23 protein-coding genes and 1 CRISPR repeat array are annotated in these 20,817 nt (G+C 73.6%); of the genes, 7 read left to right on the top strand and 16 right to left on the bottom strand.

Annotated elements, in window-relative coordinates; translation table 11 throughout:
• The first annotated feature begins 67 nt into the window (after positions 1 to 67).
• Positions 68 to 1,189, top strand: a complete 1,122-nt coding sequence (locus UWG_RS0127385) for a MerR family transcriptional regulator (RefSeq protein ID WP_016910390.1) — start codon at positions 68 to 70, stop codon at positions 1,187 to 1,189.
• A gap of 154 nt (positions 1,190 to 1,343) precedes the next feature.
• On the opposite strand, the gene UWG_RS0127380 is transcribed toward UWG_RS0127385, so the two are convergent.
• From UWG_RS0127380 to UWG_RS0127360, 5 genes are all read right to left on the bottom strand, one after another.
• Positions 1,344 to 1,754, bottom strand: coding sequence for an ankyrin repeat domain-containing protein (locus UWG_RS0127380; RefSeq protein WP_016910389.1), 411 nt, complete (start codon positions 1,752 to 1,754; stop codon positions 1,344 to 1,346).
• Positions 1,755 to 2,171: 417 nt separating this feature from the next.
• On the bottom strand, positions 2,172 to 2,489 hold the full coding sequence (locus UWG_RS0127375) for a hypothetical protein (RefSeq protein WP_157838606.1): 318 nt from the start codon (positions 2,487 to 2,489) through the stop codon (positions 2,172 to 2,174).
• A 161-nt stretch (positions 2,490 to 2,650) separates the two neighbouring features.
• Positions 2,651 to 3,934, bottom strand: coding sequence for a GNAT family N-acetyltransferase (locus tag UWG_RS0127370; RefSeq protein ID WP_050988664.1), 1,284 nt, complete (start codon positions 3,932 to 3,934; stop codon positions 2,651 to 2,653).
• A gap of 55 nt (positions 3,935 to 3,989) precedes the next feature.
• Positions 3,990 to 4,943: an asparaginase gene (locus UWG_RS0127365; protein WP_016910386.1), complete on the bottom strand. Its 954-nt coding sequence runs from the start codon at positions 4,941 to 4,943 to the stop codon at positions 3,990 to 3,992.
• Positions 4,944 to 5,013: 70 nt separating this feature from the next.
• Positions 5,014 to 5,640: an RsiG family protein gene (locus UWG_RS0127360; protein WP_029391821.1), complete on the bottom strand. Its 627-nt coding sequence runs from the start codon at positions 5,638 to 5,640 to the stop codon at positions 5,014 to 5,016.
• Between the two features lie 160 nt (positions 5,641 to 5,800).
• On the opposite strand from UWG_RS0127360, the gene dtd reads away from it, so the two are divergent.
• Positions 5,801 to 6,226, top strand: a complete 426-nt coding sequence (dtd, locus tag UWG_RS0127355; RefSeq protein WP_033196409.1) for a D-aminoacyl-tRNA deacylase — start codon at positions 5,801 to 5,803, stop codon at positions 6,224 to 6,226.
• Positions 6,227 to 6,268: 42 nt separating this feature from the next.
• Here dtd and ygfZ read toward each other — a convergent pair whose 3' ends face one another.
• From ygfZ to UWG_RS0127300, 11 genes are all read right to left on the bottom strand, one after another.
• On the bottom strand, positions 6,269 to 7,252 hold the full coding sequence (ygfZ, locus tag UWG_RS0127350; protein WP_016910383.1) for a CAF17-like 4Fe-4S cluster assembly/insertion protein YgfZ: 984 nt from the start codon (positions 7,250 to 7,252) through the stop codon (positions 6,269 to 6,271).
• A gap of 9 nt (positions 7,253 to 7,261) precedes the next feature.
• Positions 7,262 to 7,783 (bottom strand): Fur family transcriptional regulator, encoded by a 522-nt coding sequence (locus tag UWG_RS0127345; RefSeq protein WP_016910382.1) that lies wholly within the window; start codon positions 7,781 to 7,783, stop codon positions 7,262 to 7,264.
• Positions 7,784 to 7,847: 64 nt separating this feature from the next.
• Positions 7,848 to 8,411: a heme-binding beta-barrel domain-containing protein gene (locus UWG_RS0127340; RefSeq protein WP_016910381.1), complete on the bottom strand. Its 564-nt coding sequence runs from the start codon at positions 8,409 to 8,411 to the stop codon at positions 7,848 to 7,850.
• 292 nt (positions 8,412 to 8,703) lie between these two features.
• Positions 8,704 to 9,093: a DsrE family protein gene (locus UWG_RS0127330; RefSeq protein ID WP_016910379.1), complete on the bottom strand. Its 390-nt coding sequence runs from the start codon at positions 9,091 to 9,093 to the stop codon at positions 8,704 to 8,706.
• Between the two features lie 193 nt (positions 9,094 to 9,286).
• On the bottom strand, positions 9,287 to 9,574 hold the full coding sequence (locus tag UWG_RS0127325) for a DUF1416 domain-containing protein (protein WP_016910378.1): 288 nt from the start codon (positions 9,572 to 9,574) through the stop codon (positions 9,287 to 9,289).
• A 69-nt stretch (positions 9,575 to 9,643) separates the two neighbouring features.
• Complete coding sequence (locus UWG_RS0127320; RefSeq protein WP_016910377.1) at positions 9,644 to 10,483, bottom strand: sulfurtransferase; 840 nt, start codon at positions 10,481 to 10,483, stop codon at positions 9,644 to 9,646.
• Between the two features lie 223 nt (positions 10,484 to 10,706).
• The gene (locus UWG_RS34355) at positions 10,707 to 10,790 is read right to left on the bottom strand and encodes a putative leader peptide (protein WP_420235649.1); all 84 of its coding nucleotides are present in this window, start codon (positions 10,788 to 10,790) and stop codon (positions 10,707 to 10,709) included.
• 347 nt (positions 10,791 to 11,137) lie between these two features.
• A CRISPR array of direct repeats spans positions 11,138 to 12,020; the repeat unit is 29 nt; unit sequence GGGACCACCCCCGCACGCGCGGGGAGCAC.
• A 192-nt stretch (positions 12,021 to 12,212) separates the two neighbouring features.
• Positions 12,213 to 12,935: an LmeA family phospholipid-binding protein gene (locus UWG_RS0127315; protein WP_016910376.1), complete on the bottom strand. Its 723-nt coding sequence runs from the start codon at positions 12,933 to 12,935 to the stop codon at positions 12,213 to 12,215.
• A gap of 109 nt (positions 12,936 to 13,044) precedes the next feature.
• Positions 13,045 to 13,920, bottom strand: a complete 876-nt coding sequence (locus tag UWG_RS0127310; RefSeq protein WP_016910375.1) for a hypothetical protein — start codon at positions 13,918 to 13,920, stop codon at positions 13,045 to 13,047.
• Positions 13,917 to 14,183 carry a MoaD/ThiS family protein gene (locus UWG_RS0127305; protein WP_016910374.1) on the bottom strand — a complete coding sequence of 89 codons (267 nt, stop codon included), beginning with the start codon at positions 14,181 to 14,183 and terminating at the stop codon, positions 13,917 to 13,919. Before UWG_RS0127305 ends, UWG_RS0127310 begins: the two co-directional genes overlap by 4 nt.
• 11 nt (positions 14,184 to 14,194) lie before the next feature.
• On the bottom strand, positions 14,195 to 15,139 hold the full coding sequence (locus tag UWG_RS0127300; RefSeq protein WP_016910373.1) for an alpha/beta hydrolase: 945 nt from the start codon (positions 15,137 to 15,139) through the stop codon (positions 14,195 to 14,197).
• A 298-nt stretch (positions 15,140 to 15,437) separates the two neighbouring features.
• On the opposite strand from UWG_RS0127300, the gene UWG_RS0127295 reads away from it, so the two are divergent.
• The 5 genes from UWG_RS0127295 (at position 15,438) to UWG_RS0127275 (ending at position 20,796) form a co-directional block, all read left to right on the top strand.
• The gene (locus tag UWG_RS0127295; protein ID WP_016910372.1) at positions 15,438 to 16,247 is read left to right on the top strand and encodes a winged helix-turn-helix transcriptional regulator; all 810 of its coding nucleotides are present in this window, start codon (positions 15,438 to 15,440) and stop codon (positions 16,245 to 16,247) included.
• Between the two features lie 23 nt (positions 16,248 to 16,270).
• Positions 16,271 to 17,341, top strand: coding sequence for a LacI family DNA-binding transcriptional regulator (locus UWG_RS0127290; RefSeq protein WP_016910371.1), 1,071 nt, complete (start codon positions 16,271 to 16,273; stop codon positions 17,339 to 17,341).
• Positions 17,342 to 17,441: 100 nt separating this feature from the next.
• Positions 17,442 to 18,452 carry a S1C family serine protease gene (locus UWG_RS0127285; protein WP_016910370.1) on the top strand — a complete coding sequence of 337 codons (1,011 nt, stop codon included), beginning with the start codon at positions 17,442 to 17,444 and terminating at the stop codon, positions 18,450 to 18,452.
• Between the two features lie 35 nt (positions 18,453 to 18,487).
• Positions 18,488 to 19,240, top strand: a complete 753-nt coding sequence (locus UWG_RS0127280; protein WP_016910369.1) for a response regulator transcription factor — start codon at positions 18,488 to 18,490, stop codon at positions 19,238 to 19,240.
• Positions 19,237 to 20,796: a HAMP domain-containing sensor histidine kinase gene (locus tag UWG_RS0127275; protein WP_016910368.1), complete on the top strand. Its 1,560-nt coding sequence runs from the start codon at positions 19,237 to 19,239 to the stop codon at positions 20,794 to 20,796. Before UWG_RS0127280 ends, UWG_RS0127275 begins: the two co-directional genes overlap by 4 nt.
• Positions 20,797 to 20,817: the final 21 nt, after the last annotated feature.

The following is a 20,817-nucleotide window of genomic DNA, read 5'->3' as shown; positions in this document are numbered from 1 at the left end:
CCCCCTGGGGCAGCCCGCAGCGTGTGCGTCCCCGGGCCCGAAGCCCGGGGACGAGGAGGGGAAGAGCGTGCGGCTGCTCACGATCGGTACCTTCGCCCGCGCCGCGGGCCTCTCGCAGAAGGCGCTCCGCCTCTACGACGGCACCGGGCTGCTGCGCCCCGCCCACGTCGACCCGGCCACCGGCTACCGCTACTACGCCGAGGGCCAGTTGGCCGAGGCACGGCTCGTCGCCTGGCTGCGCCGGCTCGGGATGCCGCTGGCCCGGATCACGGAGCTGCGCTACCTGCCTCCGGCCGAACAGGCAGGCGCCGTCCGTGCCTTCCGGTCGGAGCGCGAGGCGGCGCACGCGGCCTGGCGGGAGCTCGCCTCTCTCCTCGTCGACGAACTGACACGAAGGGCAGAGCCGATGACCGCACCCCGGGAGAAGGGGACCCCGCTCACTCTGCGGTACGCCGCCGAATCCGCCGCGGGCCGCGTACGCCCCGGCAACCAGGACGTCGCGTACGCCGACACCCGACTCCTCGCCGTCGCCGACGGTTTCGGGCCGCTCGGCCGGGAGGCGAGCAGCGCCGCCGTCGGCGCGCTCACCGCCGGCGAGGCGCCCGCGGCGCCCGAGGGAGCGCTGGCGACACTGCGCCTGCTGCTCGACCGTGCCTCGGCCGCCGCCCGCGCCACGTCGGACGGCGCGGCCGACGCGGGAGACGCGGGTACGACGCTCACCGCGCTGCTCCTCGCCGAGGATCGCCTGGCGCTGGCCCACATCGGCGACACGCGCGCCTACCTGCTGCGCGGCGACAGTTTCCGCAGGCTCACCCAGGACCACACGCACGTCGCCGCGATGGTCGGCGCCGGTGAGCTGACGCCGGAGGAAGCGGAGTCCCACCCGCAACGCACCCTGCTGCTCAAGGCGTTGACGACCGAAGGCGGCGCTTCCCCGCAGTTCGGCCTCCACGAGGCGCGCGCAGGCGACCGGTTCCTGCTCTGCTCGAAGGGCCTCGGCGCGGCCGTCCCACCGTGGCGCGTGCGCACCGCCCTCGCCTCGCACGCCGAGCCGGCGGATGCGGTGACCGAGCTGATGCGGCTCGCGGACGCCGCGGGCGGACCCGACAACGTGGCGTGCGTGGTGGCCCACGTCGTGGGCGGCCCGCCGCCGACATCGGTGGATGCTGGCGACCGGCAGCGCAGCTAGCCCGTGTCGTACCGCGGGCCGGTGCCGCCGCGTGGCGAACTCCACGCGGCGGCCGAAAAGTTCGGACGGGAGGCTGCCGTACGGGGGCCCGGGGTACTCGCCGGCATGTGGCGGGCGTTGCGGAGGAGGACCTCGAACCCGGCGCCGCACCCCCTCAACTCCGGTCGAGCAGCTCCAACTTGTCGAACATCCGCGCCGTCTCGACGGCCGAGGGCTGCCCCTCCTCCGGATCGGCCCCGGCATCGAGGAGGACACGTACGACCTCCTCCTCACCCTTGAACACGGCGCCGGCGAGGGGCGTCTGCCCGCGGTCGTTGGCGCGGTCGGGGTCGGCTCCCCGCTGGAGGAGGGCGCTCACGGCCTCCGCGTGGCCGTGGTAGGCGGCGAGCATGAGGACGGACTCGCCGCGGTCGTTGCTGAGGTTGACGGGGACGCCCGCGTCGACGTAGGCGGCGAGGGTCGCCGAGTCGCCCTTCCGCGCCAGGTCGAAGACGCGCTGGGCGAGTTCGAGCACCTCGGGGTCGTGCGCGGGCTCGTTGCTCTCGGGGGTCGGGGCGTCGGTCAAGGCGGTCGTCCTCCCTTGTGACGCGGTCACGCGCCGTTCCTCGGTGGCTCGGCGCACGGCACCGCCGCCGTGCGCCGACGGTCAGCTTACGTACGCGCCGGCGCCCGGAGCGTACGCGCCACCGCGCCCCCGTCGCGGAGGCGTGCCGGGCGCCTGCCCGCACACCCGCGGAACATCCGCCCGCGCTTCGGACGTGCGCTGCGGGATCGACCGCCTTCACCGGTTGGTGCGGGGACGCCGCGCTCCTCCCGGCCCCGCCGTGTCGAGCGCCTCCCGCCGCCTTCGGCACGGCCGAGGAAGGGAACGCCCGCGGCCTCGACCGCCACCGGCGCTCTCGGCGCCCCGCCGGCGAGCAGCGCGTCCGCCGCGTGCACCCCGCGGCCTCCAACGCACGTGTGACGCACCCGGGACGGGGTATCAGCGATCCCGCGCCCCGGCGCCCGTGGCGTCGAGGAGGTGCCCGAGCCGCTGCCCGTCGAGGCAGCGGGCCGCCGCCTCCTCGCCGACGTCCGTGCCGACGGCCGGCGACCCGCGGCGACGAGGGTGTGCAGCAGCGTGCCGCCGCACGGCGCGAAAGGCGAGCGGCGCGGCGGCGCGCTCGACGGCCGCCGCGGCCTGGCCTGCGGTCCCGTTGCGTCGCGGCGCCGGCTCCTCGAGCGCGGCGTGCAGCGTCCCGTACGGGTCTTCGCGGACGAGCGGCGGGTGGCCTGACGTGCCGACGAGGTCGTCGAGCATGATGGCCGACTTGCGCCGCGCCGTGGGAAGAAGAGCCGGCAGACGGGCCTTCGAGGACGAGCAGCACACCCTTCGCCGTGTCGAGGAGATCGCGCACGGAGGTCCTTCGCAGCCGGGACGTGGCCGCGCCGTACAGCCCGGTGGGTGCGATCTCCGGAGCGTCAGAACAGGTCGGGGCACCACGGCTGCCGGGAGGTCCGGAAGAGCGCATCGGCGGCGGAGGCCGCACCCGTGCGCTCCTCCACGACCCGGCCGACCGAGGCGAGCCGCACCGCCGACTCCCCGCCGAGATAGAGCGCGCCCAACTCCCCGACGTCGAGCGAGAGTTCCGCCTCCTCGCGGGTGGGCGTGCACACGGCGCCCTCCGCCCCCGCTTCGAGCCGGAACCTGCCGCCGGCGAGGCCGGCGGTGTCCCGTACGTCGAGGACGAGCGAGCCGGGTCCCGCGTACCGCCGCGCGCCGAGCATCCGCGGTACGTCGAGCGGGCGCAGCCACAGGAAGTCGGCGTGCACCAGCGTCTTCGCCGCCCGCGGGTCGGGGAGGAGGAGCGGCAGGACGTCGTCGGGCGCGCGCGTGCCGGACCGGACCCGCGCGACCCAGTCGAGCGAGAGGACGTGCCGCCACAGCGCCCGCTCGGCCTCGGACGTCACCGCGAAGAGGTCGTGGACCTGTGCCGTCTGGCAGGGCAGCTTCGCCTCCCAGTGCTCGTCCACGGTGTACGCGACGGCGCCCTGCGGGGTGCCCGACGCGTCGCGGTGCACGGCGTGGAGCGTGGGCGTGCGCTCCGCGCCGGGGAAGCGGGCGAGGGCGAGCTGCGTCCGCCAGCGGTGGTCGGGGCGGTCGATGGCGCCCTGGCGCTCGGGCAGTCTGCGGAAGCGGTCGAAGATCTCCGGGAGGAGCGTGTACGCCTCCTGGGCGTCGACGAGTTCCACCCGCGCGCCGCCCTCCGGGCCGCCGTACCGCGGATCGAGGCCGGAGCGTGCGATCTCCACCTCGAACTCGGTCGTGGCGGTGGCGGGCCCGAAGCCGAACCTGCCGTAGATCGGGTACTCGGCGGCGACGAGGATCGCGCACGCGTCACCGCGCTCGCGGGCGGCGGCGAGGCTCCCCGCGACCATCCGCGAGAGCAGGCCGCGTCTGCGGTGCGTCGGCAGGACGGAGACCTGCGTGACCGCGTCCGCGGGGAGCTCCCCGCCGCCGGGGACCGTCAGGCGCCGCGGCATCGTCCGCAGCGCGCCGACGGCGCGAGTGCCCTCGAACGCGCCCCAGGTGCGGTCGAGTTCGACGTGCGGGAGGCGCGCGGCGAGCTCTTCGGACGACACCTCGGGCAGCCGGTGGAACCCCAGCTTCGTGCCCCGCAGCCACTCGGCGAACTCTTCCTCGGCGACCGTGCGGACCACCGGGTCAGGGGCATGGACGACGGGGGAGGCGGTACTCGGCGGCATGGCGTCACCCTAGGGACGCCCCACGCCCCCCGCACCTCCTTTTCCGCGCGCGCCTTCACACCACGGCCCGCACCTCGCCCACCGTCCCGCCGCCGCCGAACACCGGCTGGCGCTCCACACGCTCCAGCACCTCGCCCGAGACCCCGACGCCCCGCAACAGCGACACCAGCACGGGGCCGAGTGCGCGGGCGGCGCCGTCGTCCACCTTGAACGCGAGCGCGCGGCCGTCGGGGAGCGCGAAGCCCTGCACACCCTCGGCGCCCATCTTGCTGACGGCTCCCGGGAGTTCGCGCATCAACCAGGTGTCGTGCCGGCGGGTGCCCGCGACGTACTCGGGGTGCGCCCGCATCGCGTCGGCCACCCGTCCCTCGGGGGTGCCCGCGTCGGCCGTCGCGAGGGTGCGGAAGGCGCGTGCGAGGCCGGTGAGGGAGACGGCGAGGAGCGGGGCACCGCAGCCGTCGACGCCGGTGTGCGCGACGGGCTCCTGGGCGGCGGACTCCAGGGTCGCGCGGATGCCCCGCTGGAGGGGATGGTCGGGGGCGAGGTACCCCTCCGTCGGCCAACCGCGCTCGGCGCAGACGGCGAGCATCGCGGTGTGCTTGCCCGAGCAGTTCATGGCGATCCTCGAGCGTGTCCGCCCCGCGGCGAGAAAGCGCTCCGCCTCCTCCGCGTCGAGCGGGAGGTCGGGAGGACAGCCGAGCTGCTCCTCCGCGAGCCCGTACTCGGCCAACATCCGCTCCACCAGCTCCAGATGGAACGGCTCGCCCGAGTGGCTCGCCGCCCCCAACGCCAGCCGCCTGCCCCCCAGCCGCAGGCCGGCGCTGAGCACCCCGGCGGCCTGGAAGGGCTTGTTCGCCGACCGCGGGAAGACGGGCGCCCCCGGATCGCCCCACTCCCGCTCCACGCTCCCGTCGGCACCGAGCACCACGGCCGAGCCCCGGTGCCGCCCCTCGACCCAGTCGGAGCGGACGACCTCGGCGAGGAGGACGGAGGACGGGGAAGTGGACATCGGCGCACCCTTCGACGGTTCGGCTACCCCACCATCCTGGACCCGCCGCCCAACGGCGAGGTGCGCGGCCTCAGGAGAGCAGGTCGTCCACCTGCGCCTCGCCCTCGCGATAACGGCGCGCGATCTCCCTGCTGCACCCGTCGGCCGTCCGCTGGAGCGACTGCCTGCGCTGCGAGACCCGCTGCTCCCGCTGGACCAGACGCTCCAGTGCCTCCCGGAGCTCCGCGTCCGTACGGGCCGCGAGGTCGCTCAACTCCACCTCGGAGAGCATCTCTTCGGCGAGCTTGCGGTACTCCTCGCCGCGCGGCGCGCGCAGCGTCACGTGGCGAGCCGAGGTGCGGTGGGCGGAGGGGGTGTCGGTGAGGATCTGCGGGAGCTGGTCGAGCAGGCGGGAGCCTGGCTCGCTGCGGCGGGCCAACTCGGCGGCGAGGATGTCGATCCGGCCCTGGAGGAGGCGGCGGAGATAGCTGAGGTCCGCCTCGTCCTGCTGTGCCGCGCGGCGCAGCCGGCGCACTTCGGGCAGGTGCAGGGAGCGCACGTCGGGGGCGTCCTCGGAAGGTGCGCTGCCCGGGCCGCTCGCGCCTGGTGCGACCGAGCCGGCGCTGACCGGTCCGCTCGCGCGGGTGTCGCCGGGAATCGTGCCGGTGCGGGCCGTCGGTACACCGCTGGGCGTCCTGCCGGCTCCGGTTGTGCTCATGGGCTGGTGTCCCCTCATCCCCTTGCGCGGCAGCAGCCGTTCGCGCCGCGTCACCGCATCGTGCCACTCCATCACTGCCCGCCGCAGGCTGCGGCACCCATACGGCGGCAGCGCGCCCCCCGTGCCTCCGCGCCCCCGGAGTGCGTTGCATGATGGCCGAATGCGAGCGGTGGTACAGCGAGTCGACGGCGCGAGCGTCGTCGCGGACGGCGCGACGGTGGGAGAGTTCGCCGGTGAGGGCCTGTGCGTCCTCGTCGGCGTCACACATGAGGACACTTCGGCCAAAGCTGCCCAACTGGCCAGGAAGCTATGGACGGTGCGCATTCTGCACGGCGAGAAGTCCTGTTCCGACACCGGAGCGCCGCTCCTCGTCGTCAGCCAGTTCACTCTCTACGGTGACGCACGCAAGGGCCGCCGCCCCACCTGGAACGCCGCGGCACCGGGGCACGTCGCGGAGCCGCTCGTCGACGAAGTCGCCGACGCGCTGCGCGCGTTGGGCGCCGAGGTGCACACCGGCAGGTTCGGCGCCGACATGCGCGTCTCGCTCACCAACGACGGGCCGTTCACCGTCCTGCTCGAGGTATGAGAACGGCGCGTACGGTCCGGGACCGTACGCGCCGCAACCGGCTCAGGGCGCTACGACGACCTCCTGGGCCGCCGCCGTCGCCTCGGGCCCCGCGATGAGGCGGGCGTCCACCGGAACGTTCCGCTTGATCAGCGCGAGCGCGATCGGACCCAGCTCGTGGTGGCGCGCGGAGGTGGTGACGAAGCCGAGCTTGCGCCCCTCTTCGCCGTCCTCGGCGAGGCGCACCGCGTCCCCGTGCACGGGGACGGAGACCTCGCTCCCGTCGAGGTGGAGGAAGACCAGCCGCCGGGGCGGCTTCCCGAGGTTCTGCACCCGCGCGACCGTCTCCTGGCCGCGGTAGCACCCCTTGTCGAGATGGACGGCCGAGCCGATGAGCCCCACCTCGTGCGGGATCGTGCGGTGGTCGGTCTCCATCCCGATCCGCGGCCGGTACGCCTCGACGCGCAGCGCCTCGTGCGCGAGCACGCCGGCCGGCGGCCCGTACGCCTCCGCGAAGGAGCGCAGCTCCGCGCGAGGCAGGAAGAGGTCGCGCCCGTACGCCGTCTCGCGCACCGTGGCGCCCTCCGGTGGCTCGGCGATCGAGCCGGCGGGGAGCTGGACGACCGCGAACTCCTCGGTGCGGTCGGCGATCTCGACGCGGTAGAAGAACCGCATGCTCTCCAGGTACGCCAGCAGGCTCTCCTGCGCTCCCGGCTCGGTGTGGACCCAGACGGTCGAACCGTCGTCCACGAGCGACAGCGCGTGCTCGATGTGGCCGTGCGCGGAGAGGACCAGCGCCTCGGTGGCGCGGCCGCTCGGCAGGTCGCTCACGTGCTGGGTGAGGAGCAGGTGCAGCCAGGAGAGGCGGTCCTCGCCCGAGACGGTGATCACGCCGCGGTGCGAGAGGTCGACGAAACCGGTGCCGTCGGCGAGCGCGCGCTGTTCCTTGAAGAGGTCGCCGTAGTGCGCGGCGACACCTTCGTCGGGGCCCTCGGCTGCGACGGCGCCTGGCAGCGAGAGCAGCGGACTCGGACTGTTGAAGGCCATACGACAACCCTACGACGAGCGGCCGGCCGTCTTCGAGTGACGGTCGGCCCCTTCTCCCGCCGGGACCTGCGACGTTGCCGCCGGGCCCGCACCGTCGGACGGCTCCTCCGCGGCCTTGCGTGCGCACTCCGCGCACCGCCCGAAGATCGCGAAGTGCCGCATGTCCGTATCGAAGCCGAAGGTCTCGCGCAGCGCCGTCGCGAACGGCTCGGCCACCGCCAGGTCCGCTTCGATCACCTCGGTGCAGTCCCGGCAGACCAGGTGCATGTGGTGGTGGCGGTCGGCGAGGTGGTAGGTCGGGGCGCCATGGCCCAGGTGCGCATGGGAGACGAGGCCGAGCTCCTCCAGCAGGTCCAGCGTGCGGTAGACCGTGGAGATGTTGACGCCGCCGGCGGTGCGGCGGACCTCGGAGAGGATGTCGTCGGGTGTGGAGTGCTCCAGCTTGTCCACGGCCTCCAACACGAGCTGGCGCTGCGGGGTGAGCCGGTACCCGCGCGCTCGGAGATCGCTCTGCCAGTCGGTGGTTGCCACGCTGCCAGTGTAAGAGGGTTCGGTGCGCGACAGGACCGCCCGGACGCTGCGAGCGGCCCAGGGATCACTTGAAGAAGGCGATCCCGTCGTCCGGCAGGTCCCCGAGGTCCTTCGCCCACTGGCTCGGGTCGACGGCCTTCTTCAGCTGGGCCGACATGTACGGGCGGAGCGGCACCTGCGGGGTGGACTTCTCGCCCACCCAGAGAAGCTCGCCCTTGACGTAGCCGTAAAGGCGCTTGCCCCCGCTGTACTCGCCCGCCGAGGCGGTCCGCGCGATGGCGTCGGTGGCGAGGTCGATCTGCGGCTTCTGGTCGGCGAGCTCGCCGTACCAGACCTCGGCGACGCCCTGGTCGCGGACCATGACGACCTCGACCTGGCGCCCTGCGTCGATCCGCCAGTAGCCGGTCTCGGTCTCCAGCGGACGCACCTTCTCGCCCTCGTCGTTCAGCACCCAGCTGTGCGAGGTGTACTCGAGGAAGTCGCGCCCGTCGTGGCGGAAGCTGGCCTCCTGGCCGAAGTTGCACTTCTCCTCGCCGGGGAACTCGGCGACGCCGGCGCCTGTCCAGTCGCCGAGGAGGAAGGCGAGCGGGACGAGGCCCGGGTGGAGGTCGGACGGGATCTCGATCATGGGAACTCAGTCGTTCTGTGGGAGCGGCAGGGACGGCTGCGAGCGCCTTCTCAGCGCTGGCCCTGGAAGAGCTTCTTGAGGGTGAGGCCGGCGAAGGCGACGGTCCCGACGCAGACCAGGACCATCAGAGCGGTGAAGAATGCCTCAAGCACGGTGGCTCTCCCTTGGGCGGTGCAGTTGTTCCACGGACGTGGGCGGACGTCCGCAGTCTAGTAGCGGCCTTTCGGCTCGGCTCTGCGAGCCCCGGCAGGCGGGGCACCGCCGCGTGCTGGAGCCGTCGTCCGCGTACGGGTCAGTAGACGAGCGCCTGTGCCCCGTCGGCCGTCGCCTCGGCGACGAACACCTGAGCGCCGGCGATCCGGACGCCGTCGAGCACGTCCGCCTCCACGATGCCGCGGCGGGCTGCGCACTGGGTGCACAGGGTGATCCGGCCGCCCGCCTGGATGCCGGCGATCAGGTCGGGGAGCGGTGCCGCGTGCGGGAGTTCGAACTCGGCCGCCCGGCCCGGCAGGGCGAACCACGCCGACTCGCCCGTCAGCCACAGCGAGACCTCGATCCCGCTCGCCGCGGCGACGCCGGCGACCGTGAACGCCTGCGAGCACCTCTCGGGGGCGTCCGCGCCTGCCGTCACCTTGATCACGAGCTTCTTGCCGCCGGCGGCGGGAGGGGGGGTCTCAGCCATGCGGCCCAGCCTACGGCCGGAGCGGGCCCCCGCGGCTCACGCGCCCTTGCATGTACGGCAGTTCGCGACCGCGCGCCCCGGCCCGCGCGCGGGCGCGGGTGACGCGCGCCGAGGGCGGCGCCCCAGGCGTCCAACCCGTGGGGCGCCGCCCCAGGCGTCCAACCCGTGGGGCGCCGCCCTCGGCGCAGCCGCGTCAGACCGCGATGGCGACGTCGGCGAGGCCGCCCTGCTCGGCCACGACCCGGCGCTCCGCCGTCCCGCCAGGGACGAGCGCGCGCACCGTCCAGGTGCCCTCGGCCGCGTAGAAGCGGAACTGTCCCGTGGCCGAGGTGGGTACCTCGGCGGTGAACTCGCCTGTGGCGTCGAGAAGTCGGACGTAACCGGTGACGGGCTCGCCGTCCTTGGTCACGTTGCCCTGGATCGTGGTCTCTCCGGGCTTGGCGGTGGACGGGTCGGGCCCGCCTGCCTGCGCTCCGCACATGGGGGTGAAGCCTCTCTCTTCGTGGCCGCGGTGGGTCCGGCGGCCCGCGGGGCGCGGGCCGCCGGTTGCTCAGTCCTCAGTGCCGACCGCGACCGGGACGCCGATGAGGGAGCCGTACTCGGTCCAGGAGCCGTCGTAGTTCTTGACGTTGGGCTGGCCGAGCAGCTCGTGCAGGACGAACCAGGTGTGCGCGGAGCGCTCGCCGATCCTGCAGTACGCGATGGTGTCCTTGCCGAGGTCGACGCCCGCGTCCTCGTAGAGCTCCTTCAGCTCCTCGTCGGACTTGAAGGTGCCGTCGTCGTTGGCCGACTTCGACCACGGGATGTTCCGCGCCGAGGGCACGTGGCCCGGACGCTGCGACTGCTCCTGCGGCAGGTGCGCCGGCGCGAGCAGCTTGCCGCTGAACTCGTCGGGCGAGCGGACGTCGACGAGGTTCTTGCTGCCGATGGCGTCGACGACCTCGTCGCGGAAGGCGCGGATCGAGGAGTCCTGCGGCTGCGCCCTGTACTGCGTGGCCGGGCGCTCGGGCACCTCGGCGACCAGGTCGCGCGAGTCGAGCTCCCACTTCTTGCGGCCGCCGTCGAGGAGCCGCACGTCCTCGTGCCCGTAGAGCTTGAAGTACCAGTAGGCGTACGCCGCGAACCAGTTGTTGTTGCCGCCGTAGAGGACGACGGTGTCGTCGTTGGCGATGCCCTTGGCGGAGAGGAGCTTCTCGAAGCCGGCCTGGTCGACGAAGTCGCGGCGGACCGGGTCCTGGAGATCCTGCTTCCAGTCGATCCGGACGGCGTTCTTGATGTGGTTCTTGTCGTAGGCGGAGGTGTCCTCGTCCACCTCGACGATGACGGTCTTCGGGTCGTCGATGCGGGCCTCGACCCAGTCGGCGTCGACGAGGACCTCGCTGCGGCTCATGCTGTCTCCTGAGGACTTGAGGGGGTGGAGCGGTGGAGTCCGCCGCCGCCTCGGGCGACGGGATGCGCAGCCGGACGGGCCCGCACGGTCGTGGGTGCGGCGGACCGCCCGGAAGCGCCGGGTTGCGGGATCGACGCCGCTTCCGCTCGACATCACGCCGGTCGCGGGTCCGCCCGCTTGCGGACGTCTGCGACGGGCTGCGGGCGCGGTCGGCTGCGGCCGATCAGCGGGCCGCGGAACAGAGCATGGCGGCGACGCGGCAGAGATCGACCGCCCGTCGTTTGGTGAGGTCCGCCTGTGGCTTCATGGCTCCGATCGTAAGGAGAGAGTGGGGACCGTGTCACCGGCGATCCGGATGGTGAGAATTTCTTGGCCGGGATTTGAGACGTGGATACGCGTCGGATTGCGCTGCCGGGGTCCGCGGGGGAGTCCGGGGCCTTCTGTCCCTGGCATCCGGACGGGGCGTCTCGCGCAGTGGGACGTTGCGGTGGGTGACTCCGTTGGGGTCGACTCGCGTCGAGAGCTTGCTGGTTGGGGTGCTCCTCGCACGGGCGGGGAGCACCTGGGGGGCGCGGAGGTAATCCGCGACGAGGGGTCATCCCCGGCCATGCGCGGGGAGTATGCCGCCGAGCTATACGACCGCGCCGAGCAGCAGGGTCCATCCCCGCACGGGCGGGGAGCACAGCGAGCCGTGGACTGCATCTTCTGCCGCATCGGGACCACCCCCGCACGCGCGGGGAGCACGGACGCCGAGCATGACGAAGGGCGTGAGCTGGTGGACCACCCCCGCACGCGCGGGGAGCACGCACATGGTCACCAACACCCGCCTTCACGGGTGGGACCACCCCCGCACGCGCGGGGAGCACTCCGGCCCGGCGCTCGTCGTCTCGCCGGCGGCGGGACCACCCCCGCACGCGCGGGGAGCACGACCGAGCACGGCCCCAGGTCGGAACCGCGCTGGGACCACCCCCGCACGCGCGGGGAGCACTTCGCAGGTGAAGTCGTACTCGACGCCGTTGAGGGACCACCCCCGCACGCGCGGGGAGCACGATGTGGGGTGACCGGCCGTGGCCGACGTCCTGGGACCACCCCCGCACGCGCGGGGAGCACCCCATCGCCGACCTCGTCGCGGCGGTGACGCCGGGACCACCCCCGCACGCGCGGGGAGCACTCCCCTTGTGGGGAGGTGATCGAGGCCCCGAGGGGACCACCCCCGCACGCGCGGGGAGCACTTCATCGTGTTCGTCTCGACGCCGCCCGCCTTGGGACCACCCCCGCACGCGCGGGGAGCACCGTCGGCGCGGATGATCTGCGCCGTGGCGGCGGGGACCACCCCCGCACGCGCGGGGAGCACACCGCACTCCCGGTCAACTGCCGTCCTGCCAAGGGACCACCCCCGCACGCGCGGGGAGCACTACAGGCACCCGTCCCCGCCAAACCGCAGACTGGGACCACCCCCGCACGCGCGGGGAGCACCTCGGCTTCAACCGCCACACCACCTGGGCGGAGGGACCACCCCCGCACGCGCGGGGAGCACCCTCCGCGACCTGCGTCTTCATCGGCCGGGAAACCGCCCCCAAGCAACTTCCGCAGAATCCGGCAATACGCAACAGAGGACAGAAGCCCACCCACCTCCCGACGCGAGCAGCTCACCCAGCCCGCTGCCACGACCAACTCTGCCCCGGCAGCGAAGAGTTCCCGCAGCAGCCGACCCGGCCCATCAACCGTCCTACCCCGTGAACTTCACGTCCTTGCCGCTGAGGGTCACCACGATGCCCTCCTCGGTGGGGCGGGCCTCCTCCAGCTTGAGTTCGGAGGGGAGGGCGTCGAAGTCCCAGTCGTCGTCGATCCGGTCGCGGACGAGGCGGTCGAGGACGCCCTTGGCCATGCCGAGCGGGCCCTCGCCCTTTATCTCGTCGGCGTTGAGGCGGACGGTGTGCTTGCCCTTTATCGTCGCCGAGCTGATCACCGTCACGGAGCCGACCACGGGGACCTTCTTGGTGATCTTCACCTTCTCGGGGTCGTCCTTGCCGGCCCAGGCGACGCTTGTGCCATCGCCGGCGGCGGAGGAGAGGTCGTCGTACTTGATGAGCGCCTCGCCGCGGGCGCGGTCCGCCGTCACCTCGCTGTAGTCGCTGTTGGTGCGGACCTGTTCGCCGTGGACGTCGACCTTGGAGATGGTGATCTTGCGGTCGTCCGTCCCCGTCGTGAGCCCCTTGAGCCCGAACTCGACGTCGCCGAACTCTCGCGAGGCGAGCTGCGTGAGAAAGGGGAATCCGTTGATCGAGACGGAGGTGTCGACGTTGCCCTCGACCGACTCGTGCCCCTCGATCTGCTCCCGGACCTTGTCGGCGGCCTCGTCCTCGGCGAGGTTCACCGCCAGGCGGTCGGCCCCGACGGCGAGTCCTGCCAGGACCACGAGGACGACGAGGACTATGCGAAGTGCGCGCATCGCGGTTGCTTCCCCCATACTCTCGGCTGCCGCGAGCGTAACCGAGCCGGCGGACACGCGGGTCAGGGAGCCGATGACACCGCGCGACGCTCCCCGGTCGGCCGAGCGCTCAGCCGAGCACGGAGCCGAGGAAGTGCGCGACGGGCGCGGCGAAGGCGAGCGGCAGCGCCACCCCGGCCGTCATGTGGACGAACCGCGACGGGAAGTCGTAGCTCGCCACCCGCAGCCCGAGGAGCGCCGCGATCCCCACCGCGAGCCCGAGCGCCGCACCGAGCGCCCCCATGCCCGTCAGCTCACCGATGCCCCAGCCGGCGGCCGCACCGGCGAGAAGGGCGACCGGGACCCCGGCGATCCCCGGCACCACGGCACGCACAACCGCCGTGCCCGCTACGGCGATCACCGTGACGACGACGGCGTCCCGCGGAGCGAGCAGGTATCCGGAGACGAGCAGGGTGACGACGGTCGCGGTGCAGTCGGCCGTGAGCGCGTAGAGGCGTTCGTCGGGTCCCGACCGGTCGCGCAGCCGTGCGGCGAGCGCGAGGAGCAGCCACACGCCGAGCGTCCCGAGGATGACGAGCGGCGCCCGCTCGGCACCGGCGAGGAGCAACCCGCCGTCCGCGACGAGCGCGGAGAGGAAGACGAGAGCGATCCCCTGGCGCGCCGGCCACATCCCGTTGAGCCGGTACCAGCCGGCCGCCGTCACGGCCTGCAGCAGCACGACGGCGACGGCGAGCGCGGGCAGCCCCGGCTGCGCCCCCGCGGCGAGCAGCGCCGCGAGCCCGGCGGTGCACAGCGCCGACGCGATGCCCGGCGCGATCAGCGGCGAGCCGGGCGCCCCCGGCGTACGCGGCGCGACGTGGCGTCCGCCCGAACGCGGTTGCGGCGGCGCCGCGTTGGAGGTCGTGTCCGGCGCCTGCGGGACGGTGACCGCGCCCTGCGGCCCGCCCTCGGGCGGGAGCGGTCCGGGGTGCGGGTGGCCGGTCATCGGGCACCTCCGGCGAACGGCGGGAGGACCTCTACGGTGCTGCCCTCGCGCAGCTCGACGCTTTCGTGCGGGCGGGCGCCCACCTGCTCCCCGTCGACCAGGAACGAGCAGCGCAGCAGCACCCGCGCGAACTCCGGCCGGTCGCTGCGGTGGGCGCGGGCGCCGTCGAGCGCGGCGGCGAGCGTCGCCGCCTCGTACCGCTCCTCCGCGGTGCCGGCGGCGGCCTTCGCCGCCGCCCAGTAGCGGATCGTGCCGCTCGGCATGGTCGTCCCTCTCAGTCCGTGTGGTTGCCCGGGGCCGCGTCGGTGCGCGGGCGCCCATCATGGCCCCTCCGGGAAGCGGCCGCCGCATCCGCCCGTGGTCCCGCTGCGGTCTGCAGCGTCGTCCACTCCCCGATGCGGTGCAGGAGGGGGGCGGACGCCGCGTTCTCCGCGTGGCCGAAGTCGGGTTCGATCCACAGTTCCGTGTGGTCGGGGGAGGCGGCCTCCGCGAGGGAGCAGGGGTGGTCGAGCGGGAAGTAGGGGTCGCGGTCGCCGTGGACGAGGAGCAGCGGGGTCGGCGCGACGAGCGGGGCCGCGGCGACGGGCGGGAGCGGCACGGGGTCCCAGTCGCCGGCGCGGACGCGTGTCCCGAGTCCGTACCGGGAGACGAGCCGGCCCAGTGGGTGCTGGATGGCGAAGTGCAGCCGCCGCATCGAGGGGGTGCCGCGGTAGTACCAGCGCGCGGGGGCGCTCACGGCCACGACGGCGTCCGCGCCCGTGCGCTCGTCGGCGTCGACGAGCGCCCCGTGGCGCAGCACCACCGAACCACCCATCGAGAAGCCCACGGTCGCCACCCGCTCGTGGCCGAGCTCGCGGGCCCAGGCGACGGCCGCTGCGAGGTCGTGGACCTCCAGGTCGCCGACGGTGGAGCGGCCGCCGGAGCGCCCGTGTCCCCGGAAGGAGAAGGTGACGACGGAGGCGTACCGGGAGAGCAGCCGTGCGGCCCTGGCCAGAGCCGGGCGGTCGAGGGCGCCGGTGAAGCCGTGCGCGAGGACGAGCGCGGGCGGCGCGTGCACGTGGTCCGAGCGGCCTGCGTACGCGGCCTCGATGCCGACGCCGTCCGCGGTGACGAGCCGGCGGCGCAGCCGCGGAGGCGGTGCGGAGGGCGGCAAGTCGCCACGCTCCGTGGCCGGTTCGCTGCGAAGGCGATCGATCTCACACTCGGCTGCGTCGTCCATGTCCGCTATTCTGCTCGGCAGAAGGACTCGGGCAGCGTCGCCCCCGGGTCCTTTTGTGCTTTCCGGGAGGACGCTCCTCCTGGGCGGTACCGCGCCGAAGCGGCATAAAATGGACGCCGGTTCACCTGCGCCCCGTGAGCGGCGACGAGTACGAAGCAGTGCAGCCGAACCCCAGATCTCCGCCTGGGCGGCCCCTCTTCGAAGGGGCCGGGGAAGGGACCCCGATGGGCAAGCGAAACGCATCGACCCGCGACCGCGGGACCGCACACCATACGAGCCACGGGGAGGGCGCCCGCGCATGAGTTCGCTGCTGCTCCTGACCAATGCCGTCCAGCCGTCCACCGAGGTCCTCCCCGCACTGGGCCTGCTGCTGCACAATGTCCGCGTCGTGCCCGCCGAGGGTCCCGCGCTCGTCGACGCCCCCGAATCCGACGTGATCCTCGTCGACGGCCGGCGGGACCTTCCGCAGGTGAGGTCGCTCTGCCAGCTCCTGCGCTCGACGGGCCCCGGCAGCCCGCTGCTGTTGATCGTCACCGAGGGCGGTCTCGCGGCCGTCACGGCGGAGTGGGGCGTCGACGACGTCCTGCTCGACACGGCCGGCCCCGCCGAGGTGGAGGCGAGACTCCGGTTGGCGATGGGCCGCAGGCAGATCGCCGTCGACGAGGGCCCTGCCGAGATCCGCAACGGCGACCTCTCCGTCGACGAGGCCACCTACAGCGCCAAGCTCAAGGGCCGCACCCTCGACCTCACCTTCAAGGAGTTCGAGCTGCTGAAGTACCTCGCCCAGCACCCCGGGCGGGTCTTCACGCGCGCCCAACTGCTCCAGGAGGTCTGGGGGTACGACTACTTCGGCGGCACCCGTACCGTCGACGTCCACGTGCGGCGGCTTCGCGCCAAACTCGGGCCCGAACACGAGTCGCTCATCGGTACGGTGCGCAACGTCGGCTATCGCTTCGTCACGCCCGAGAAGGGGGAGAAGGCGGCGGGCCGGCGGCCGGCGGCCGGTGGCGGAACGGTCGCGGAGGCCGCGGCGCAGCTCGCAAAGGAGGCCGTCGAGGAGGCCGGGCCGGACGCCGAACAGGCGTCCGCACGCAGGGCGAAGGGATGACGCATCCCGCGTAGACTGGCCGAGTGGCCAAGGTGACGCGAGACGACGTGGCAAGACTGGCGGGGACCTCGACCGCGGTCGTCAGCTATGTGATCAATGACGGTCCGAGGCCCGTCGCGCCGGCCACGAAGGAGCGCGTCCTCGCGGCCATCCAGGAGCTGGGGTACCGGCCCGACCGGGTCGCGCAGGCGATGGCCTCGCGCCGGACGGATCTGATCGGCCTGGTCGTGCCGGACGCCCGTCAGCCGTTCTTCGCCGAGATGGCACACGCCGTCGAACAGGCCGCGGCCGAGCGCGGAAAGATGGTCCTCGTCGGCAACTCCGACTACCTCGACGGCCGCGAGGTGCACTACCTCCGCGCCTTCCTCGGGATGCGCGTCTCCGGGCTGATCCTCATCAGCCAGGGGCCGAGCGAGCGCGCCGCCACCGAGATCGACGCCTGGGACGCCCGCGTCGTCCTCCTCCATCGCCGTCCCGAGGCGATCGACGACGTCGCCGTCGTCCTCGACGACACGGGGGGCGCCCAACTCGCCACCCGGCACCTGCTGGAGCACGGCCACGAGTACGTCGCCTGCCTCGGCGGCATCGACTCGACGCCCCCGCAGGGCGACCCGGTCACCGACCACGTCGAGGGGTGGCAGCGTGCGATGGCCGAGGCGGGATGCTCCACCGAGGGCCGCCTCTTCCAGGCTCCGTACAACCGCTACGACACCTACCTACTCGCCCTCGACCTGCTCGCACGCGAGGATCGCCCGACGGCGCTCTTCTGCTCCACCGACGACCAGGCGATCGGCGTCCTGCGTGCCGCACGGGAGCTGGGCCTGGAGGTGCCGCAGGACCTCGCCGTGATCGGCTTCGACAACGTGAAGGAGGCGGCGCTCACCGATCCGCCGCTCACCACCGTCGGCTCCGACCGCGAGGCGATGGCGAAGGCCGCCGTCGATCTCGTCCTCGACGACTCGTTGCGCGTTCCCGGTGCCCGCGGGGGCGGAACCACGGGCAAGGGGCGGGTGCGCCAGTTCCCCTCGGGGCTCGTGGTGCGCAGGTCGTGCGGGTGCCCGGCGCCGAGCGGCGGGCCGCGGCAAGCGCTCTGAGGCTGGCCCGTCCCGGGGCTCCGGCCGGGCGGTGGAGTACTTCGCGGTTTTTCAGGGCGTCTTCAGCCGGTTCTCATGGACGCGCCGCAGGCTCGGTCGTATGAGTGCACACGAGTTCGGGCATCAGGCCCGCCAGCAGCCCCCGTTCGACGAGCAGTCCACGACGGCGCTGTCCCCGTCGGCAGGCGGTGACGCGGAGCCGCCGCCCGGATACGCGCCCTTCGGGGAAGCGGCGCACGCCCGGCGCAGGAGGCGCCGCCCGATCGCGCTCCTCGCCGCCGTCGCCGTCGGCGCGGCGACGGTCGGTGGGGCAGCAGCCGTCGGGCTCCAGCAGCTCGTCGGCGACGGCGGGTCCTCGGCTGCGGCTCCCGTGGCCTCCGGGGACAACGCCTCGTCCGTCGGCGGCGTCTCCGAGGTGGCGGAGTCGGTTCGGTCGGGGGTGGTGGAGATCAAGGCGTCCGGCTCCGGAGGGCAGTCCACCGGTTCCGGGGTGGTGATCAGTGAGGGCGGCGAGATGCTGACCAACAACCACGTCGTTTCCGGTACCGATCGGGTCGAGGTCACTTTCGAGGGCGGCCGGACCGAGACGGCCGAGGTCGTCGGCACCGACGCCGACCACGACCTCGCCCTTCTCGAAGCGGAGGGGGACGGCGACTACGAGCCCGTCGAACTCGGCGACTCGGACGCGCTCGGCGTCGGCGACCAGGTCGTCGCGATCGGCTCGCCCGAGGGCCTCTCGGGGACCGTGACCAGCGGCATCGTCTCGGCCAAGGACCGCGAGGTGACGGTCCCTAAGGGCTCGGAGGGGGAGCGGAGCGGGCAGGAGCACTGGCCGTTCGAGTTCGGCGGCGGCGAGTACAACGGCGGCGTCGGCGGGTCGACGACGACGTACAAGGCGATCCAGACCGACGCCTCGCTCAACCCCGGCAACTCCGGCGGGGCGCTCGTCGACATGTCGGGGAAGGTCGTCGGCATCAACTCGGCGATGTATGCGGCCGGTTCGTCGTCCGGGGAGTCCGCGGGCGCCTCGTCGGGGAGCGTCGGGCTCGGGTTTGCGATCCCGGTCGACGACGTGGAGAAGCTCCTCGGCGACCTGCGCGGCCAGGGGTGAGTCAGCCGCTGCTGCCGCGGTGGGAGGCTGTCCCCATGGCAGCCGCGAAGATTCTCATCGTCGACGACGAGCCGGCGGTGCGCGAAGCCCTGCGCCGCAGCCTGGAGTTCGAGGGATACCGCACGGAGACGGCAGCCGACGGGCACGAGGCGCTCCAGTGCATGGGCGTCGAGGAGCCGCCGGCGCGGTCTGCCAGGGCCGACCGCGCCGACCTCCCCGACCTCGTCGTCCTCGACGTGCTGATGCCGCTGATGGACGGCCTCACCGCCGCGCGGCGCCTGCGGAGCGCGGGCGAACGGGTGCCGGTGCTGATGCTGACGGCCCGTGACACCGTCGGCGACCGGGTCACCGGGCTCGACGCGGGCGCCGACGACTACCTCGTCAAGCCCTTCGAGCTCGACGAACTCCTGGCGCGCGTCCGCGCGTTGCTCCGTCGGCGCTCGTACGCGGAGGAGCAGGCGGCGGCGGGCGCGGCCGCGCCCGAGACACTCTCCTTCGGAGGGCTGCGGATGGACCTCGGGACGCGCGAGGTCACCCGGGACGGCCGCTCCGTCGAGCTGACGCGCACGGAGTTCACCCTGCTGGAGATGTTCCTCTCCCACCCGAGGCAGGTCCTGACGCGGGAACAGATCCTCCAGGCCGTCTGGGGGTTCGACTTCGAGCCGGCCTCCAACTCCCTCGACGTGTACGTGATGTACCTGCGCCGCAAGACGGAGGCCGGGGGCGAACCGCGGCTCGTGCACACCGTGCGCGGGGTGGGGTACGTGCTGCGCGAGGGGCTCGGGTGAGCGACGGCGAGCGCGGGGAGGGCGCGCCCCCGTCGGCGCCCGGCGGCTCGGGCGCCCCGGGGGCGGAAGAGGACCGCTACGGCGCCGCGCCCGATGTGCCCGACCCCGGTCCGGCGCCGGCCGGTTCGGGCGCGCTGCGGCGCGTGCTCCGGTGGGTGCCGTTCGGGAGAGGGCGCCCGCTCCGTGCGCGGCTCGCGACGCTCGCGGCGCTCACCGTGGCGCTCGCCGTCGCCGCGTCCGCCGCCGCCTGCTGGTTCCTCGTACGGGCGCAGCTCGTCAACTCCCTTGACGACTCGCTGCGTACGACGGCCGTCTCCCCCGAGACCGTCGTCGACCAGGTGCGCTCCGGGCAGTGCACGCCGCCGGACACCAAGGCGCCGAACCCCTTCGGTGCGACCGTGCAAGCCGTCGACGAGGCGGGGAACAGTTGCGTCCTCGTCGGCGAGGAGCTCGACGTCACGCAGGACGACACCGACGTCGCACGGCGCCGGTCGCACGAATCCCTCCACGACGCGCAGAGCGGCGACGGCGCCGACTACCGCGTCCACACGACACCCGTGCCCGGCACCAGCCTCGCCGTCTCGCTCGCCCGTCCCCTCACCGAGACCGACGAGTCGCTCAACCGGCTGGCGCTCTTCCTCGCCGCGGTCGGGGGAGCCGGGGTGCTCGCCGCCGCGGGTGCGGGCGTCGTGCTGGCGCGGGCGGGGCTGCGGCCCGTCGACCGGCTCACCGGCGCCGTCGAGCACGTGGCGAGGACGGAGGACCTCACCGTCCGCATTCCCGTGGAGGGCGACGACGAGGTCGCACGGCTCTCCCGTTCGTTCAACTCGATGACGGAGGCTCTCGCCTCCTCGCGTGAACTCCAGCGCCAGCTCATCGCCGACGCCGGGCACGAGCTGCGCACGCCGCTCACCTCCCTGCGCACCAACGTCGAACTCCTCGCCCGGAGCGAGGAGACGGGGCGCCCGCTGCGTCCCGACGACCGCAGGGAACTCCTCGCCTCGCTCACCGCGCAGATGACGGAGCTCAACACGCTCATCGGGGATCTCCGCGAACTCGCCGCGCCCGCCCCCGAGCAGGCGGCGCGGACCGGTGTGGTGGCGCTCCACGAGGCCGTCGAGCGTGCCGTGGAGAGGGTGCGGCTGCGTGCGGCTTCGGTGGAGGTCGTTGCGCGGTGGCAGCCGTGGTACGTGCGGGCGGAGCCGGCGGGGATCGAACGGTCGGTGGTCAACCTGCTCGACAACGCGATCAAGTTCAGTCCGGAAGGCAGCACGGTGGAGGTCTCGCTCGACGAGGGCGTCCTGCTCGTGCGCGACCACGGGGCCGGGGTTGCCGAGGAAGAACTCCCTTACGTGTTCGACCGGTTCTGGCGTTCTCCGTCCGCGCGGAGCATGCCCGGGTCGGGGCTCGGGCTCTCGATCGTGCAGCGGGCGGTGGAGCAGGCGGGGGGCGAGGTGCGGTTGAGGGCGGCCCCGGGCGGGGGCACGGAGGCCGTCGTCCGGTTGCCGGGGGCGCCGATTCCGCCGCCGGGGTGGACGGGTGCCGGGGAGCCGTAACCGGTACGCCGCGCGGGAGTT

Origin of the sequence: Streptomyces xiaopingdaonensis, from assembly GCF_000262345.1 — a bacterium.
GTDB classification, from domain to species: Bacteria; Actinomycetota; Actinomycetes; order Streptomycetales; family Streptomycetaceae; genus Streptomyces; species Streptomyces xiaopingdaonensis.
The sequence above is the reverse complement of the archived record's forward strand: the minus strand, read 5'-3'. Positions and strand labels throughout refer to the sequence as shown.